At 34.8% G+C, this 17,692-nt stretch carries 14 protein-coding genes, 4 tRNA genes and 1 pseudogene; 18 read left to right on the top strand and 1 reads right to left on the bottom strand.

Annotated elements, in window-relative coordinates; translation table 11 throughout:
* The 18 genes from rpsU to C8C87_RS11495 all read left to right on the top strand — a co-directional run bounded on the left by rpsU (position 1) and on the right by C8C87_RS11495 (position 16,002).
* Entirely contained in the window at positions 1 to 195 is a 195-nt protein-coding gene (gene rpsU, locus C8C87_RS11580) for a 30S ribosomal protein S21 (protein WP_035670421.1), read from the top strand.
* Between the two features lie 70 nt (positions 196 to 265).
* Positions 266 to 1,162: a tyrosine-type recombinase/integrase gene (locus tag C8C87_RS11575; RefSeq protein ID WP_121342706.1), complete on the top strand. Its 897-nt coding sequence runs from the start codon at positions 266 to 268 to the stop codon at positions 1,160 to 1,162.
* 35 nt (positions 1,163 to 1,197) lie between these two features.
* Positions 1,198 to 1,500, top strand: coding sequence for a ribosome hibernation-promoting factor, HPF/YfiA family (gene hpf, locus C8C87_RS11570; RefSeq protein ID WP_099716279.1), 303 nt, complete (start codon positions 1,198 to 1,200; stop codon positions 1,498 to 1,500).
* Positions 1,501 to 1,590: 90 nt separating this feature from the next.
* Positions 1,591 to 1,664: transfer RNA gene (locus C8C87_RS11565), tRNA-Thr, on the top strand.
* 33 nt (positions 1,665 to 1,697) lie between these two features.
* Positions 1,698 to 1,778 (top strand) — tRNA-Tyr (locus tag C8C87_RS11560).
* A 79-nt stretch (positions 1,779 to 1,857) separates the two neighbouring features.
* Positions 1,858 to 1,929, top strand: a tRNA-Thr gene (locus tag C8C87_RS11555).
* Positions 1,930 to 1,983: 54 nt separating this feature from the next.
* The gene (gene tuf / locus C8C87_RS11550; protein ID WP_099714543.1) at positions 1,984 to 3,171 is read left to right on the top strand and encodes an elongation factor Tu; all 1,188 of its coding nucleotides are present in this window, start codon (positions 1,984 to 1,986) and stop codon (positions 3,169 to 3,171) included.
* Positions 3,172 to 3,230: 59 nt separating this feature from the next.
* A tRNA-Trp gene (locus C8C87_RS11545) sits at positions 3,231 to 3,301 on the top strand.
* Between the two features lie 17 nt (positions 3,302 to 3,318).
* Positions 3,319 to 3,516: a preprotein translocase subunit SecE gene (gene secE / locus C8C87_RS11540; RefSeq protein WP_039109059.1), complete on the top strand. Its 198-nt coding sequence runs from the start codon at positions 3,319 to 3,321 to the stop codon at positions 3,514 to 3,516.
* 12 nt (positions 3,517 to 3,528) lie between these two features.
* Positions 3,529 to 4,080, top strand: a complete 552-nt coding sequence (gene nusG, locus C8C87_RS11535) for a transcription termination/antitermination protein NusG (protein WP_121342705.1) — start codon at positions 3,529 to 3,531, stop codon at positions 4,078 to 4,080.
* 68 nt (positions 4,081 to 4,148) lie between these two features.
* The gene (rplK, locus tag C8C87_RS11530; RefSeq protein ID WP_035639405.1) at positions 4,149 to 4,586 is read left to right on the top strand and encodes a 50S ribosomal protein L11; all 438 of its coding nucleotides are present in this window, start codon (positions 4,149 to 4,151) and stop codon (positions 4,584 to 4,586) included.
* A 13-nt stretch (positions 4,587 to 4,599) separates the two neighbouring features.
* The gene (gene rplA, locus C8C87_RS11525) at positions 4,600 to 5,289 is read left to right on the top strand and encodes a 50S ribosomal protein L1 (RefSeq protein WP_039111376.1); all 690 of its coding nucleotides are present in this window, start codon (positions 4,600 to 4,602) and stop codon (positions 5,287 to 5,289) included.
* Between the two features lie 22 nt (positions 5,290 to 5,311).
* Positions 5,312 to 5,824 carry a 50S ribosomal protein L10 gene (gene rplJ / locus C8C87_RS11520; RefSeq protein WP_099714545.1) on the top strand — a complete coding sequence of 171 codons (513 nt, stop codon included), beginning with the start codon at positions 5,312 to 5,314 and terminating at the stop codon, positions 5,822 to 5,824.
* A 90-nt stretch (positions 5,825 to 5,914) separates the two neighbouring features.
* Positions 5,915 to 6,283: a 50S ribosomal protein L7/L12 gene (gene rplL, locus C8C87_RS11515; protein WP_035670434.1), complete on the top strand. Its 369-nt coding sequence runs from the start codon at positions 5,915 to 5,917 to the stop codon at positions 6,281 to 6,283.
* A gap of 274 nt (positions 6,284 to 6,557) precedes the next feature.
* Positions 6,558 to 10,370 (top strand): DNA-directed RNA polymerase subunit beta, encoded by a 3,813-nt coding sequence (rpoB, locus tag C8C87_RS11510; protein WP_099714546.1) that lies wholly within the window; start codon positions 6,558 to 6,560, stop codon positions 10,368 to 10,370.
* A gap of 293 nt (positions 10,371 to 10,663) precedes the next feature.
* Entirely contained in the window at positions 10,664 to 14,977 is a 4,314-nt protein-coding gene (rpoC, locus tag C8C87_RS11505) for a DNA-directed RNA polymerase subunit beta' (protein ID WP_121342704.1), read from the top strand.
* Positions 14,978 to 14,980: 3 nt separating this feature from the next.
* Complete coding sequence (locus C8C87_RS11500) at positions 14,981 to 15,292, top strand: DUF3467 domain-containing protein (RefSeq protein ID WP_121342703.1); 312 nt, start codon at positions 14,981 to 14,983, stop codon at positions 15,290 to 15,292.
* 350 nt (positions 15,293 to 15,642) lie between these two features.
* On the top strand, positions 15,643 to 16,002 hold the full coding sequence (locus C8C87_RS11495; protein ID WP_099714548.1) for a hypothetical protein: 360 nt from the start codon (positions 15,643 to 15,645) through the stop codon (positions 16,000 to 16,002).
* Positions 16,003 to 16,083: 81 nt separating this feature from the next.
* Here C8C87_RS11495 and C8C87_RS11490 read toward each other — a convergent pair.
* Positions 16,084 to 17,674, bottom strand: a pseudogene (locus C8C87_RS11490) (peptide chain release factor 3).
* Between the last annotated feature and the right edge of the window lie 18 nt (positions 17,675 to 17,692).

Raw genomic sequence — 17,692 nt, 5'->3', positions numbered from 1 at the left:
ATGTTAATTATACCAATTAAAGACGGAGAAAATATCGATAGAGCGTTAAAACGTTACAAAAGAAAATTTGATAAAACAGGAACTGTTCGTCAACTAAGAGCACGTACTGCTTTTATTAAGCCTTCAGTAACAAATAGAATCAAAATTCAAAAAGCGGCTTATATCCAAAATATGAGAGATAACTTAGAGAGTTAGTCAATATCTATTAAAATAAAATACCGTTAGTCATTAAAAGTTTTATAACTTTGATGCTAACGGTTTTTTTATGACTACTAATAAAGACGCATTTCGGGATTATCTACAGTTGGAGAAAAAATATTCTTCACATACCGTTACGGCGTATTGTAATGATATTACTTCTTTTGAATCATTCAATACGATACATTTTGACAAACAAAATATTGAGCAGGTTAATTATAGTCAAATTAGAAGTTGGATTGTGTCTCTTGTTGATAATGACATATCAAATACCTCAGTTAATAGAAAAATTGCATCCTTAAAAGCATTTTATAAATTTCTATTAAAAACAAAGCAAATAGAAGTAAGTCCATTATTTAAGCACAAAGCGTTAAAGACTCCAAAGTTGTTACAGATTCCTTTTTCTGAAAAGGAGGTTATTGATGTTTTGGATATAGCGCAAAGTGCAGTCGGCTTTGAAGGAGTTAGAAATAAACTTGTCATTGATTTGTTTTATACTACAGGGATGCGTAGAGCAGAACTGATAAGTTTGAAAATAACAAATGTTGATTTGTCTGGCAGTACAATAAAAGTGTTAGGAAAGCGAAATAAGGAGCGAATTATTCCTGTTTTGCCAATAATAAAAGAGCAGTTCGCTTTGTACTTGAAAGAGCGGGAGAGTTTGTTGTCTATTGAAGATCATGATTATTTATTTCTCACAAAAAAAGGGTTAAAATTAAATGATTCCTTTGTGTATCGATTAATAAATTCTTACTTTAGTACTGTCTCTGAAAAAGTAAAAAAGAGCCCCCATATATTGAGACATACTTTTGCAACGCATTTGTTAAATAATGGAGCGGATTTAAATTCAGTCAAGGAATTATTAGGTCATTCTAGTCTGGCATCGACGCAAATATATACGCACAGTAGTTTATCAGAACTGAAAAGTGTATATAAAGAAGCGCATCCACGGGGTCGGAAGTAATTTTGAGAAATGTTTAACTATTAAAAAAAATGATTATGAAGGTAAGTGTTCATGCAGTTAACTTTACTGTTGACAAAAAGCTAGTAGATTTTGTTCAAGAGAGAATGGACAAGTTGGAAAAGTATTATGACAAAGTAGTATCAGCAGATGTTTTTTTGAAGGTTGAAAAGACAAGTGATAAAGAAAATAAAATTGCCGAGGTAAAAATCAATGTTCCAGGAGATGATTTTTTGGTAAAAAAGCAATGTAAAACTTTTGAAGAGGCAGTTGAGCTTTCGGCAGAATCCTTAGAGAGAATGTTAGTAAAAAGGAAAGAAAAAATAAGTTCGCACATTTAATATGAATTTTTTTTAAAAAATGTTTTGATTGAGAGATAAAATCTCTACATTTGCAGTCCGTTAGAAATAGCGGACTTTTTTTATTGATTCGCCAGCGTAGCTCAGTTGGCTAGAGCAGCTGATTTGTAATCAGCAGGTCGTGGGTTCGAGTCCCTCCGCCGGCTCAAGACTGTAAAGGTTTGACGATAGAAAAAGTAGGGGAGATACTCAAGCGGCCAACGAGGGCAGACTGTAAATCTGCTGTGTGAACTTCGCAGGTTCGAATCCTGCTCTCCCCACAAGAATTAATTTTAGATTGTGAATTTTTAGATTGAAAAGTTTAAAATTAGGAATCTAAGCTCTTTAATCAAGGGTTCTGCCGACTTAGCTCAGAGGTAGAGTGCTTCCTTGGTAAGGAAGAGGTCACGGGTTCAATTCCCGTAGTTGGCTCAAGTAAGTAGGAAATTGAAATAAATATATAAACTAGATTAAAAATTAAGTAAAATGGCAAAAGAAACCTTTAACCGTTCGAAACCACACTTAAATATTGGTACGATCGGACACGTAGATCACGGTAAAACTACTTTAACAGCAGCAATCACAAAAGTGTTATCTGATGCTGGTTACTGTCAAGCAAAATCATTTGATCAAATTGATAATGCTCCTGAAGAAAAAGAAAGAGGTATTACAATTAATACATCACACGTTGAGTACGAAACTGCTAACCGTCACTACGCACACGTTGACTGTCCTGGTCACGCGGATTACGTAAAGAACATGGTTACTGGTGCTGCTCAAATGGACGGTGCTATCCTTGTTGTAGCTGCAACTGATGGACCAATGCCACAAACACGTGAGCACATCCTTTTAGGTCGCCAGGTTGGTATTCCTAGAATGGTAGTTTTCATGAACAAAGTGGATATGGTTGATGACGCTGAGTTATTAGAGCTTGTTGAAATGGAAATTAGAGACTTATTGTCTTTCTACGAATATGATGGAGATAATTGTCCAGTTGTTCAGGGGTCTGCTCTTGGAGGATTGAATAATGATCCAGCTTGGGTACCAAAAATCATTGAATTAATGGAAGCTGTTGATAGCTGGATTGAAGAGCCAGTTCGTGATACAGAAAAACCATTCTTGATGCCAGTTGAGGATGTATTTACAATTACTGGTCGTGGAACTGTTGCTACAGGTCGTATCGAAACTGGTATTGCTAATACAGGAGATGCTGTTGAAATCATTGGTATGGGAGCTGAAAAATTAACTTCTACTATTACAGGAGTTGAGATGTTCCGTAAAATCCTTGATAGAGGTGAAGCAGGAGATAACGTAGGTTTATTGTTGCGTGGTGTTGATAAAGAATCTATCAAAAGAGGAATGGTTATCATTAAGCCAGGTTCAGTTAAACCACACGCTACTTTCAAAGCAGAGGTTTATATCTTGAAAAAAGAAGAAGGTGGTCGTCACACTCCATTTCATAATAACTACCGTCCACAGTTCTACGTACGTACAACTGACGTAACAGGAGTTATTACTTTGCCAGAAGGTGTAGAGATGGTAATGCCAGGAGACAACTTAACTATTAATGTTGCTTTGTTAAGCCCAATCGCAATGAGCGTTGGTTTACGTTTCGCTATCCGTGAAGGTGGTAGAACAGTAGGTGCTGGACAAGTAACTGAAATTGTAGGATAATCTACTAAAAATAAATTCAAAAAGTAGTGTCGTTTAACGATGGCACTACTTTTTATTCTACGGGCGTAGTTCAAGGGTAGAATAGCGGTCTCCAAAACCGTTGATGGGGGTTCGAATCCCTCCGCCCGTGCAAAAAAATAAATCATAATGACAAAAGTTGTTAATTACATATCAGAAGCATTTGAGGAATTAAAGTCAAATGTAACTTGGCCGGCTTGGGCTGAGGTGCAACGTCTAACGATTGTTGTTGCTGTTTTTTCAGTATTATTCGCTTTGGCAACTTGGGGAGTAGATGAAATTTTCGCAAAAGCTTTGGCTGGATTTTTTAACTGGATAAAAGCATAATTTTTTTTTGTTATGGCAGATAATATTATTAAGAAGTGGTATGTCGTTAGAGCGGTAAGCGGGCAAGAAAATAAAGTGAAAGCTTATATTGAAACCGAAATCGCGCGACTAGGAATGGGAGATTATGTTTCGCAAGTTTTAGTGCCTACTGAAAAAGTAGTTACAGTAAAAGAGGGGAAAAAAATAGTCAAAGACAAAGTTTATTTTCCTGGTTATGTTATGATTGAAGCTAATCTTATTGGAGAGATACCTCATATTATTAAGTCTATAACAAGTGTTATTGGTTTTCTAGGTGAAATCAAAGGTGGAGAGCCTGTGCCATTGAGAATTTCTGAAGTAAACAGAATGTTAGGTAAAGTAGATGAGCTGGCTGTAAATACAGATACGCGTTCTATTCCTTTTAACATTGGTGAGACTATTAAGGTTGTTGATGGACCTTTTAATGGTTTTAACGGTACTGTTGAGAAAATCAATGAAGAAAAGCGTAAGCTTGAAGTAATGGTTAAGATTTTCGGAAGAAAAACTCCATTAGAGTTAAGTTTTATGCAAGTTGAAAAAGTATAATTTTTTGTTACATCTATAATATCCATTACAATCGCTTCCAATGATTGTAGTGTTAAATTTTTTAAAAAATGGCTAAAGAAATTAGTAAGGTAGTTAAACTACAAGTTAAGGGAGGTGCTGCGAACCCGTCGCCACCGGTTGGACCTGCTTTAGGAGCTGCTGGGGTAAACATCATGGAATTCTGTAAGCAATTTAATGCTAGAACTCAAGATAAACCTGGCAAAATATGCCCAGTACAAATTACTGTGTATAAAGACAAATCATTTGATTTTGTTGTAAAAACTCCTCCAGCGGCAGTCCAGTTATTGGAAGCTGCAAAGCTAAAGTCAGGATCTGGTGAACCAAATCGTAAAAAAGTAGCTAGCGTTACTTGGGATGTTATCAAAGCAATTGCTGAAGATAAAATGGTAGATTTAAATGCATTCACAATCGAATCTGCTATGAGCATGATTGCTGGAACAGCTAGATCTATGGGTATAACTGTATCAGGAGATTCTCCTTTTTAATTAAGAGAAAGACATGGCAAAATTGACAAAAAAGCAAAAAGAGGCTGCTTCAAAAATTGAGAAGAACAAATTATACTCTTTAAAAGATGCAGCTGCATTGATAAAAGTTATTGCTTCTGCAAAATTTGATGAGTCTGTTGATATCGCAGTTCGATTGGGTGTAGATCCAAGAAAAGCGAATCAAATGGTAAGAGGTGTGGTAACATTACCTCATGGAACTGGTAAAGATGTTAAAGTATTAGCATTAGTTACTCCAGATAAAGAAGCGGAAGCTTTGGCAGCTGGTGCAGACTATGTAGGTCTTGACGATTACCTTCAAAAAATTAAAGACGGTTGGACAGATGTTGATGTTATCATCACGATGCCTGCTGTTATGGGTAAATTAGGTCCATTAGGTCGTATTTTAGGACCTAGAGGTTTAATGCCAAACCCTAAAACAGGTACTGTAACTATGGATGTTGCAAAAGCTGTTCAAGAAGTTAAAGCTGGTAAAATCGATTTCAAAGTTGATAAAACTGGTATCGTACATGCAGGAATTGGTAAAGTTTCTTTTGGAGCTGAGCAAATTTATGACAATGCACACGAAATTATTCAAACATTAATCAAACTTAAGCCAACTGCTGCTAAAGGTACCTACATTAAAGGTATTCACCTTACAAGCACTATGAGTCCTGCAATTGCATTGGATCCAAAAGCAGTATAATTGGTAGTTAATAATTTTTAGTATGACTAGAGAAGAAAAATCAATCGCGATTGAAGATTTAACTGCACAGTTAGCTGGTACAAATATCATTTACATATCTGATATTTCAGGACTTAATGCAGAGACTACTTCAAGCTTGAGAAGAGCTTGTTTTAAAGCAGGTATAAAATTAGAGGTTGTAAAAAACACTTTGCTTGCAAAAGCAATGGAGGCTTCTGATAATGATTATGGTGACTTACCTTCTGTATTGACAGGTAACAGTGCTATATTTATTTCAGATGTTGCAAATGCACCTGGAAAAATAATTAAAGATTTCAGAAAAAAATCAGCTAAACCTGTGTTAAAGGGAGCTTATATTAACTCTGAAATTTATATTGGAGATGATCAATTAGATGCATTAGCAACTATTAAATCTAAAGAAGAGCTTATCGGCGAAATCATTGGATTACTTCAATCACCAGCTCAAAGAGTTATTTCTGCTCTTCAAAACCAATTCGCAAAAAGCGAAGAGGCTACAGAAGAAGTAGAAGCATAATAAAACCGACTTTATAGTCTCAGTTTTATTTTAAAAAGCGCACAATAAATAAATTATATTTTTACAAATCATTTTAAAACGATAGAAAAAATGGCAGATTTGAAACAATTCGCAGAACAATTAGTTAACCTAACGGTAAAAGAAGTTAACGAATTAGCAACAATATTAAAAGATGAGTACGGAATCGAACCAGCTGCTGCAGCTGTAGTAGTTTCAGGTGGTGGAGAAGCTGCTGCTGAAGAAGTACAAACAGAATTCACAGTTGTATTGAAAGAAGCTGGTGCTTCTAAATTAGCTGTTGTGAAATTAGTAAAAGAACTTACAGGTTTAGGTTTGAAAGAAGCTAAAGATGTAGTTGATAGCGCACCAAGTAATGTAAAAGAAGGTGTTTCTAAAGAAGAGGCTGAAGGTCTTAAAAAATCTTTAGAAGAAGCTGGAGCTGTTGTTGAGCTTAAATAGTTAAACTCAGTTTAAAGAATAAGGTTTAGGTCTTGGGTTTAGTCACCCAATGACCTAAACCATTTTTCGTATAACAAAAGTCTAGCTTGTATTGTTACAATTTATACTTTTTAATACAATAATTTTACCCATTACGAGAAAATAAATCAATAGATAATAAGAAAGTAGTTATCTTAAATTGATTTTTTAAAGATGTAATGGTTGTAAAATTTAAATGTAAATAAATTATTATTTACACCAAAAATTACTTTTTTAATCAAAATTTTGTCCATTGATGATAACAAATCAGACTGAAAGATTGAATTTTGCCTCAACAAAAAATATTCCTGATTATCCAGATTTTCTTGATGTTCAGGTTAAATCGTTCAAAGATTTTTTTCAATTAGAAACTAAATCTGACGAAAGAGGCGACGAAGGGCTTTACAATACCTTCATGGAAAACTTCCCAATTACTGATACAAGAAATAACTTTGTATTAGAATTCCTTGATTATTTTGTAGATCCACCACGTTATACAATTCAAGAATGTATAGAAAGAGGTCTTACCTATAGTGTGCCTTTAAAAGCTAGGTTAAAACTATATTGTACAGACCCAGAACATGAAGATTTTGAAACTATTGTTCAAGATGTTTATCTTGGTACGATACCTTATATGACACCGAGTGGTACCTTTGTTATTAATGGTGCTGAGCGTGTAGTTGTTTCTCAATTACACAGATCTCCAGGTGTTTTCTTTGGTCAATCATTCCATGCAAATGGAACAAAATTATATTCTGCGAGAGTAATTCCTTTTAAAGGTTCTTGGATAGAATTTTCTACAGATATTAATAGCGTAATGTATGCTTATATCGATAGAAAGAAAAAATTACCAGTTACCACTCTTTTTAGAGCAATTGGTTTTGAAAGAGATAAAGATATTCTAGAAATTTTTGACCTTGCCGAAGAAATTAAGGTTTCTAAAACAGGTTTAAAAAAATATATCGGTAGAAAATTAGCTGCCCGTGTATTGAATACATGGCATGAAGATTTCGTAGATGAAGACACTGGTGAAGTAGTTTCTATCGAACGTAACGAAATAATCCTTGATAGAGATACAATTATCGACAAAGATAATGTAGAAGAAATCATTGATTCTAACGTTAAATCTATTTTGTTACATAAAGAAGATGCTAATCAAGGTGATTATGCCATCATTCATAATACGTTGCAAAAAGATCCAACAAACTCTGAAAAAGAGGCTGTTGAACATATCTACAGACAATTACGTAACGCTGAACCGCCTGATGAAGAAACAGCTCGTGGTATTATAGATAAATTATTCTTCTCTGACCAACGTTACAATTTAGGTGAAGTAGGTCGTTATAGAATAAATAAAAAATTAGGTTTAGATACTCCAATGGAAAAGCAAGTCTTGACCAAAGAAGATATCATAACCATTGTAAAATATTTGATTGAATTGATCAACTCTAAAGCAGAGATTGATGATATTGATCACTTATCAAACCGTCGTGTAAGAACAGTTGGAGAACAATTGTCTCAACAATTCGGTGTAGGTTTAGCGCGTATGGCTAGAACTATTCGTGAGAGAATGAACGTTAGAGATAACGAGGTGTTTACACCAATAGATTTGATTAATGCTAAAACATTATCATCTGTTATCAACTCTTTCTTTGGAACAAACCAGTTGTCTCAGTTTATGGATCAAACGAATCCACTTGCCGAGATTACGCACAAAAGAAGATTATCTGCACTAGGACCAGGTGGACTTTCGAGAGAAAGAGCAGGTTTTGAGGTACGTGACGTTCACTATACGCATTACGGACGTTTATGTCCAATTGAAACTCCAGAGGGACCAAATATTGGTTTGATTTCATCTCTTGGTGTTTATGCTAAAGTAAACGGAATGGGTTTCATCGAAACACCTTACCGTAAAGTAACTAATGGAACTGTAGATTTAGTGTCTACTCCAGTGTACTTGAGCGCAGAAGAAGAAGAAGGAATGATGATTGCTCAGGCAAATATTCAAATGGATGCTACTGGAAAAATTACTGCCGAAGACGTAATTGCACGTCAAGAAGGTGATTTCCCTGTAATTGAACCAACAAAAGTTGATTATACGGATGTTGCTCCAAATCAAATTGCTTCTATCTCGGCTTCTTTGATTCCTTTCTTGGAACATGATGATGCGAATAGAGCCTTGATGGGATCTAACATGATGCGTCAGGCCGTACCATTAATTCGTCCTGAAGCTCCAATTGTTGGAACCGGTTTAGAGCGTCAAGTAGCTTCTGATTCTAGAGTATTGATTAATGCTGAAGGAGATGGGGTTATAGAATATGTAGATGCAAATATCATCACTATCAAATACGACCGTTCTGAGGAAGAAAGAATGGTGAGTTTTGAGCCAGATGAAAAAACATACAATCTAATTAAATTTAGAAAAACCAATCAAGGTACAAGTATCAACCTTAAACCTATCGTAAGAAAAGGGGACAGAGTTATTCCTGGACAAGTATTATCAGAAGGATATGCGACTCAAAATGGTGAATTAGCTTTAGGTAGAAACCTTAAAGTTGCATTTATGCCATGGAAAGGATATAACTTCGAGGATGCGATTGTAATTTCTGAAAAAGTAGTTCGTGACGATATTTTTACCTCTATTCACGTTGATGATTATTCATTAGAAGTTAGAGATACTAAATTAGGTAACGAAGAATTAACGAACGACATACCGAACGTTTCTGAAGAAGCTACTAAAGATTTAGATGAAAATGGTATGATTAGAATTGGAGCTGAAGTTAAACCTGGCGACATTCTTATTGGAAAAATTACTCCAAAAGGGGAATCAGATCCTACTCCGGAAGAGAAATTGCTTCGTGCAATCTTCGGAGACAAAGCAGGTGATGTAAAAGATGCTTCATTAAAAGCGTCTCCTTCTTTACATGGTGTTGTTTTAGACAAAAAATTGTTCGCAAGAGCAGTAAAAGATAAACGTAAGCGTACTCAAGATAAAGATGCTTTAGGAGCACTTGAAATGGAGTTTGAAGTTAAATTTGTTGAATTAAAAGACAAATTAGTTGAAAAACTTTTCTTGATCGTAAACGGAAAAACATCTCAAGGTGTAATGAATGATTTGGGTGAGGAAGTTTTACCAAAAGGTAAAAAATACACTCAAAAAATGCTTTATGCTGTTGAAGATTTTGCTCACTTAAGTAAAGGTCAATGGGTTGCTGATGATGCAACTAATAAAATGGTTAATGATTTAATTCATAACTATAAAATTAAATTGAACGATTTACAAGGTGCATTACGTAGAGAGAAATTCACTATTACTGTTGGAGATGAATTGCCAGCAGGAATCTTGAAACTAGCTAAAGTATATATTGCCAAAAAACGTAAACTGAAAGTTGGGGATAAAATGGCGGGACGTCACGGTAACAAAGGTATTGTTGCTCGTATCGTTCGTCATGAAGATATGCCTTTCCTTGAAGATGGAACGCCAGTTGATATCGTGTTGAACCCACTTGGGGTACCTTCACGTATGAACATTGGTCAAATTTATGAAACGGTACTTGGTTGGGCTGGTATGAACTTGGGTAGAAAATTTGCTACACCAATTTTTGACGGAGCAACTCTTGATCAAATCAATGAATTGACTGATGAAGCTGGAATACCACGTTTTGGACATACACATTTATATGATGGTGGTACAGGAGAGCGTTTCCATCAAGCTGCAACAGTAGGAGTTATCTACATGTTGAAACTTGGACACATGGTTGACGATAAAATGCACGCACGTTCTATAGGTCCATACTCGTTGATTACACAACAACCACTTGGAGGTAAAGCTCAATTTGGAGGTCAACGTTTTGGAGAGATGGAAGTTTGGGCACTTGAAGCTTATGGAGCATCAAGTACTCTTAGAGAAATCTTGACTGTGAAGTCTGATGATGTTATCGGTAGAGCTAAAACTTACGAAGCAATCGTAAAAGGTGAATCTATGCCAGAACCAGGATTACCTGAATCATTCAATGTATTGATGCATGAATTGAAAGGTCTTGGATTAGACATTCGTTTAGAAGAATAAAAAAGTTTAGTAATCAGTCCCGATTTTTTCGGGGCTGATTACTCATTTATATAAGTTTTTAGGATTTAGACCCGTAAACCGTTCCGATTTTTTATAAAATCTCAAAAGATTTTATAACTAGCACTTCAAAAATTTGTTGAAGTTTAGAGAAGTAATCCGAGGTAATGTTACAGTCATAAAGTCAAATGTCTTAAAGTTTTAAAGTCTAGTGTGACTTTCGACTTTCGACTTTCAAACTTTCGACTTAAACAAGAATCAATTTTTTAATTGCAAATAAATCAATAGTAAAAACTATGATGAATAATAGAAATAATAATAGTAAAGATAAAAACCCCGTAAAAAGGTTTAATAAAATCTCAATAGGGCTTGCTTCTCCTGAATCTATCTTGAAAGAATCAAGAGGTGAAGTATTGAAGCCGGAAACTATCAACTACAGAACGCACAAACCAGAGCGTGATGGTCTTTTCTGCGAAAGAATTTTCGGACCAGTAAAAGATTTTGAATGTGCTTGTGGTAAGTATAAAAGAATACGTTACAAAGGAATCATCTGTGACCGTTGTGGTGTTGAAGTAACTGAGAAAAAAGTACGTAGAGACAGAGTAGGTCACATCAATCTAGTTGTGCCAATTGCTCATATCTGGTATTTCCGTTCTCTTCCAAACAAAATTGGTTATATCCTTGGTCTTCCATCTAAGAAATTAGACATGATTATATACTACGAAAGATACGTAGTTATCCAGGCTGGTATTGCTAAAAATGCAGAAGGTGAATCATTACAAAGACTAGACTTTTTGACAGAAGAAGAATATTTAAATATTTTAGATACACTTCCTGCTGACAATCAGTATCTTGATGATTTTGATCCTAATAAATTTGTTGCCAAAATGGGAGCGGAGTGTATCATGGATTTATTAGCAAGAATAGATCTTGATGCATTGTCTTACCAATTGAGACACAATGCTAACAATGAAACGTCTAAACAACGTAAAACTGAAGCACTAAAAAGATTACAAGTTGTTGAATCTTTCCGTGAGTCTAACTTGAACCGTGAGAATCGTCCGGAATGGATGATTATGAAAGTGGTACCAGTTATTCCACCAGAATTACGTCCGCTTGTGCCACTTGATGGAGGTCGTTTTGCAACTTCAGATTTAAATGATTTATACCGTCGTGTAATTATACGTAACAACCGTTTGAAAAGATTAATGGAGATTAAAGCTCCAGAAGTTATCTTAAGAAACGAAAAACGTATGTTGCAAGAATCTGTAGATTCACTTTTCGATAATACGCGTAAAGCATCTGCAGTAAAAACAGAATCAAACAGACCATTAAAATCATTATCTGATTCCCTTAAAGGTAAACAAGGACGTTTCCGTCAAAATTTACTTGGAAAACGTGTGGATTATTCTGCTCGTTCGGTAATTGTTGTTGGACCTGAATTGAAATTATCTGAATGTGGTATCCCAAAAGATATGGCAGCAGAATTATACAAACCTTTCGTTATCCGTAAATTGATAGAAAGAGGAATTGTAAAAACTGTAAAATCAGCTAAGAAAATAATAGATAAGAAAGAGCCTGTAGTTTGGGATATCCTTGAAAATGTTATCAAAGGTCACCCAATATTACTGAATCGTGCTCCTACTTTGCACAGATTAGGTATACAAGCATTCCAACCAAAATTAATTGAAGGAAAAGCAATCCAATTGCACCCTTTAGTTTGTACTGCATTTAATGCGGATTTTGATGGGGATCAAATGGCAGTTCACTTGCCTTTAGGACCAGAAGCTATTTTGGAAGCACAACTATTAATGTTGGGTTCTCACAATATTCTGAATCCTGCAAATGGAGCTCCTATCACGGTACCTTCTCAGGATATGGTTTTGGGTCTATACTATATGACCAAAGAACGTTTATCAACTCCAGAGCTTAAAATTTTAGGAGAAGGAATCACTTTCTATTCTGCTGAAGAAGTAAATATTGCTTTGAATGAAGGAAGATTAGAATTGAATGCTAGAGTAAAAATTAGAGCAAAAGATTTTAATGAAGCTGGTGAATTAGTATACCAAATTATACAAACAACTGCAGGTCGTGTATTATTTAATGAAGTAGTACCAGAAGCAGCTGGATATATCAATGATGTATTGACTAAGAAAAATCTTAGAGATATTATCGGTCACGTTTTGAGTTCTACTGATGTACCTACTACAGCGGCTTTCTTGGATAATATGAAAGACATGGGGTACAAATTTGCCTTCAAAGGTGGTTTGTCATTCTCTCTTGGAGATATTAGAATTCCAGATCAGAAACCTAAATTAATTGCCGACGCAAGAGAGCAAGTAGGAGGTATTTCTGCAAATTATAACATGGGTCTTATTACCAATAACGAACGTTACAACCAAGTTATTGATGTTTGGACTTCAGCAAATGCTCAATTGACAGAGTTAGCTATGAAAAACATTAGAGAAGACCAACAAGGTTTCAACTCAGTGTATATGATGCTTGATTCTGGAGCAAGGGGTTCCAAAGAACAAATTCGTCAGTTAACTGGTATGCGTGGTTTGATGGCTAAGCCTAAAAAATCGACTGCTGGTGGTGGTGAGATTATTGAAAACCCGATTCTTTCTAACTTTAAAGAAGGTCTTTCTATCCTTGAGTACTTTATCTCTACTCACGGTGCGCGTAAAGGTCTTGCGGATACGGCATTGAAAACTGCCGATGCAGGATATTTAACAAGAAGATTGCATGATGTATCTCAAGATGTTATTGTTAACATCGAAGATTGTGGTACATTAAGAGGTGTTGAAGTATCAGCATTGAAGAAAAATGAGGAAATTGTTGAATCATTAGGAGAAAGAATTTTAGGACGTGTTGTTTTACAAGACGTAATTAATCCTTTAAACAATGAAGTTTTAGTTCAATCTGGACAACAAATCACAGAAGTTATAATGAAAGCAATTGACGCTTCTCCAATCGAGAAAGTTGAAGTGCGTTCACCATTAACTTGTGAAGCGTTAAAAGGTATTTGTGCAAAATGTTACGGTAGAAATTTAGCTACTGGTAAAATGACACAAAGAGGAGAAGCAGTTGGTGTTATTGCAGCACAATCTATTGGAGAACCTGGTACACAGTTAACATTACGTACATTCCACGTTGGTGGGGTTGCGGGTGGTATTTCTGAAGAATCAAGCATCATTACCAAATTTAATGGTAAACTTGAAATCGAAGATTTAAAAACTGTTAAAGGAGAAGATAGCGAAGGTAATGCAGTTGATATTGTTGTATCTCGTTCTACTGAATTGAAATTAATTGATGAAAGAACAGGTATCTTATTAAGTACAAATAATATTCCTTACGGTTCAAGTATTTTCGTTAAAGACGGTCAATCTGTTGCTAAAGGAGATGTGATTTGTAAATGGGATCCATATAATGGAGTTATCGTTTCTGAATTTACCGGTAAAATTGCTTATGAAGATTTAGAGCAAGGTCAATCATTCATGGTTGAAATTGATGAGCAAACTGGTTTCCAAGAAAAAGTAATTTCTGAATCTAGAGCTAAAAAATTAATTCCAACTTTATTGGTTTACGGTAAAGAAGGGGAACTAATTCGTTCTTATAACTTACCAGTTGGAGCCCACTTGATGGTTGAAAATGGTGAGAAAATTAAAGCAGGTAAAGTATTGGTAAAAATCCCACGTCGTTCTTCTAAATCAGGAGATATTACAGGAGGTTTACCTAGAATTACAGAGTTGTTAGAAGCTCGTAATCCTTCAAACCCAGCTGTTGTTTCTGAAATCGATGGTGTTGTTTCTTTTGGAAAAATCAAAAGAGGTAACCGTGAGATTGTTATCGAGTCTAAATTTGGTGACGTTAGAAAATACTTGGTTAAATTATCAAGCCAAATTCTAGTTCAAGAAAATGACTTCGTAAGAGCAGGGGTGCCTTTATCTGATGGTGCAATTACTCCGGATGATATTTTAAGAATCCAAGGACCAGCTGCTGTTCAACAGTATTTGGTAAATGAAATTCAAGAAGTATACCGTTTACAAGGGGTAAAAATCAACGACAAACACTTTGAAGTAGTGATACGTCAAATGATGCGTAAAGTAAGAGTTCAGGATCCAGGTGATACTTTATTCTTAGAAGATCAATTAATTCACACTAAAGATTTTATCGTTCAAAATGATAAATTATATGGTATGAAAGTAGTTGAAGATGCTGGAGATTCTAGTGCATTAAAAGAAGGTCAAATTATTACGCCTCGTGAGTTGCGTGATGAAAACTCTTTATTGAAACGTACAGATAAAAATCTTGTTGTAGCTCGTGATGTTGTTACTGCAACAGCAACACCAGTTTTACAAGGTATTACAAGAGCATCGCTTCAAACTAAATCATTTATTTCTGCTGCATCTTTCCAAGAAACTACTAAAGTATTGAATGAAGCTGCAGTTGCAGGTAAAATCGATTACTTAGAAGGATTGAAAGAAAATGTAATTGTAGGACATAGAATCCCTGCCGGAACAGGTATGAGAGAATATGACAATACAATTGTAGGTTCAAAAGAAGATTATAACGACATGATGGCTAACAAAGAAGAATATATTTACTAAAATATGAGTAATTCTAATCAACAACAAGAGCAAATTAATATTGAGCTAGATGAAAAAGTTGCCGAAGGGATTTATTCCAACTTGGCAATAATAAATCACTCTTCATCAGAGTTTGTTTTAGATTTTGTAAGCATCATGCCTGGTATTCCTAAAGCTAAGGTGAAATCAAGAATTGTCTTGACACCACAACATGCTAAAAGATTGTTGAAAGCAATAGGAGAAAACATTCACCGTTTTGAAGTCGCTCATGGCGAAATAAAAGACACTGAACAAGCACCAATACCGCTTAATTTCGGTCCGGCAGGACAAGCATAAATTATAAAGAAAAAAAAAGGCTCCAGAAATGGGGCCTTTTTTTGTTTATATATTAGTCACTTAATTAGCAACTATACGTTTTGATATAAATATGTATTTCAGAACAATTTCAATATTCTCCAGCAATCGCTCTTGAAATTTTGTATTTCTGAAAAAAATTAAACAATACTTTTTATTTGATAAATTGATATTAAGAAACTATTAAATTCAGGGTCTTGATAACAAGTTTGTGTTTTAAACGATTATTAAGGTGCTTCATCGAAAATATTTTTTGCTCGTAAATAAATGATATACTTTCGTTCTCGAGATAGGGAATTAAATCCTATCCATCATAAAAAAAACGAATTGTTATGAAATATTTTTCTTTAAAAGCGGACACTAAAGGGATTTCTAATCTCTTGATAATGTTTGTTTTTGTATTAATGTCAAACGTATCTGTATTTGGTCAATCTGCTCAAAAGCTAGTTGATGGTAATACTGTTGAAGTTAACAGTAATTCAAAAAAAGAAAGTGTTTCAGCAGTTTCATCTTCAAATAGTATGAATTTCGTACTATGGTTTATGGGGACAAAACAAGATCCAAACGGTACAATCTCTAAAGAAAGTACAAATACAAAAATACAGGTTATAACATCTGGTTCTGCTCCAAACCGTTTGTTGATCAAAGCTTTTTTAAAGAAAGCCGTAGATTCTGACAGTATGATTTCTTAAGTGGAGGTTTATTTTAAAAGGTATATAAAAAAACGCTAATTTTTAATTAGCGTTTTTTTTGTAATTATTTTAAAAAATATTTTATTCAAATTCTGAAGTAAAGTATAATTTTACATTCGGATATTTATTCTGTGTCATCTGGATTGTAAAATCAGAATCGGCTAGAAATACTAATTGTCCGTACTTATCATGTGCTAAGAACTTTTGTTTGATTCTTCTAAATTCTTTAAATTCATCGCTTTTTGGATCGTTAGGTTTTACCCAACATGCTTTGTGAACAGGGAAATTTTCATACGTACATTTTGCGCCATATTCATGTTCCAAACGATACTGAATCACCTCATATTGAAGTGCGCCAACCGTACCAATTATTTTTCTGTTGTTCATTTCAAGTGTAAATAACTGCGCAACACCTTCGTCCATCAACTGATCAATTCCTTTGTCCAATTGTTTGGCTTTCATTGGATCAGCATTATTAATATATCTAAAGTGTTCCGGTGAGAAACTTGGAATTCCCTTGAAGCTCATGATTTCCCCTTCGGTCAACGTATCTCCAATTTTGAAATTTCCGGTGTCGTGTAAACCAACAATATCACCAGGATAGGATATGTCTACTATTTCTTTTTTTTCTGCAAAAAAAGCATTCGGACTCGAGAATTTTAAGTTTTTCTTCTGGCGAACGTGATAATACGGTTTGTTTCTTTCGAAAGTTCCAGAAACAATTTTTATAAAGGCCAGACGGTCTCTGTGTTTTGGATCCATATTGGCGTGGATTTTAAAAACAAATCCAGTCATTTTTTCTTCTTTTGGATCTACCAATCGTGTCTCAGAATCTTTTGGTCTTGGCGATGGAGCAATTTGAACAAAACAGTCCAATAATTCTCTTACTCCAAAATTATTCAATGCCGAACCAAAAAATACAGGTTGTAGTTTTCCGTCTAAATAATCTTGACGATCAAATTTTGGATATACTTCGTCGATCAACTCTAGTTCTTCACGTAGTTTATCAGCAGGTTTCTGCCCGATGATTTTCTCTAATTCTGGATTTTGAACATCAGAGAAAGCGATAGTTTCTTCAATATTTTTACGGCTGTCTCCACTAAATAAGTTGATGTTTTGTTCCCATAGATTATAAATACCTTGAAAATCATAACCCATTCCTATTGGGAAACTTAATGGCGTAACGGTTAAACCCAGTTTTTGTTCCACTTCATCCATCAAGTCAAAAGCATCTTTTCCTTCACGGTCTAATTTGTTGATGAATACGATTATTGGAATTTTTCGCATTCTACAAACAGCTACTAATTTTTCCGTTTGTTCCTCAACACCTTTGGCAACGTCAATTACAACAATAACGCTGTCAACAGCAGTTAATGTTCTAAAAGTGTCCTCGGCAAAATCCTTGTGTCCGGGAGTATCGAGAATATTTATTTTTTTGTCTTTATAATTGAATGCTAAAACCGAAGTAGAAACCGAAATTCCTCTCTGGCGTTCAATTTCCATAAAGTCACTGGTAGCACCTTTTTTAATTTTATTATTCTTTACGGCACCTGCTTCTTGAATTGCACCACCAAAAAGGAGGAGTTTCTCAGTAAGTGTTGTTTTTTCCGGCATCAGGATGTGAGATAATCCCGAAAGTTCTTCTGCGTTGTATTTCTTCTAAAAAGCCCATATTTGTATAAATAGTTTG

This window comes from Flavobacterium sp. 120, assembly GCF_003633605.1.
GTDB classification, from domain to species: domain Bacteria; phylum Bacteroidota; class Bacteroidia; order Flavobacteriales; family Flavobacteriaceae; genus Flavobacterium; species Flavobacterium algoritolerans.
Note: the sequence above shows the minus strand (reverse complement) of the source record. Positions and strands in the feature narration are given on the sequence as shown.

Bases quoted from the DNA above. Each gene is read 5' to 3' on its own strand.
- rplL (WP_035670434.1), top strand. From the start codon at position 5,915: ATGGCAGATTTGAAACAATTCGCAGAACAATTAGTTAACCTAACGGTA.
- C8C87_RS11495 (WP_099714548.1), top strand. From the start codon at position 15,643: ATGAAATATTTTTCTTTAAAAGCGGACACTAAAGGGATTTCTAATCTC.
- nusG (WP_121342705.1), top strand. From the start codon at position 3,529: ATGGCAGATAATATTATTAAGAAGTGGTATGTCGTTAGAGCGGTAAGC.
- C8C87_RS11500 (WP_121342703.1), top strand. From the start codon at position 14,981: ATGAGTAATTCTAATCAACAACAAGAGCAAATTAATATTGAGCTAGAT.
- tuf (WP_099714543.1), top strand. From the start codon at position 1,984: ATGGCAAAAGAAACCTTTAACCGTTCGAAACCACACTTAAATATTGGT.
- rpoC (WP_121342704.1), top strand. From the start codon at position 10,664: ATGATGAATAATAGAAATAATAATAGTAAAGATAAAAACCCCGTAAAA.
- rplA (WP_039111376.1), top strand. From the start codon at position 4,600: ATGGCAAAATTGACAAAAAAGCAAAAAGAGGCTGCTTCAAAAATTGAG.
- hpf (WP_099716279.1), top strand. From the start codon at position 1,198: ATGAAGGTAAGTGTTCATGCAGTTAACTTTACTGTTGACAAAAAGCTA.
- secE (WP_039109059.1), top strand. From the start codon at position 3,319: ATGACAAAAGTTGTTAATTACATATCAGAAGCATTTGAGGAATTAAAG.
- rpoB (WP_099714546.1), top strand. From the start codon at position 6,558: ATGATAACAAATCAGACTGAAAGATTGAATTTTGCCTCAACAAAAAAT.
- rpsU (WP_035670421.1), top strand. From the start codon at position 1: ATGTTAATTATACCAATTAAAGACGGAGAAAATATCGATAGAGCGTTA.
- C8C87_RS11575 (WP_121342706.1), top strand. From the start codon at position 266: ATGACTACTAATAAAGACGCATTTCGGGATTATCTACAGTTGGAGAAA.
- rplK (WP_035639405.1), top strand. From the start codon at position 4,149: ATGGCTAAAGAAATTAGTAAGGTAGTTAAACTACAAGTTAAGGGAGGT.
- rplJ (WP_099714545.1), top strand. From the start codon at position 5,312: ATGACTAGAGAAGAAAAATCAATCGCGATTGAAGATTTAACTGCACAG.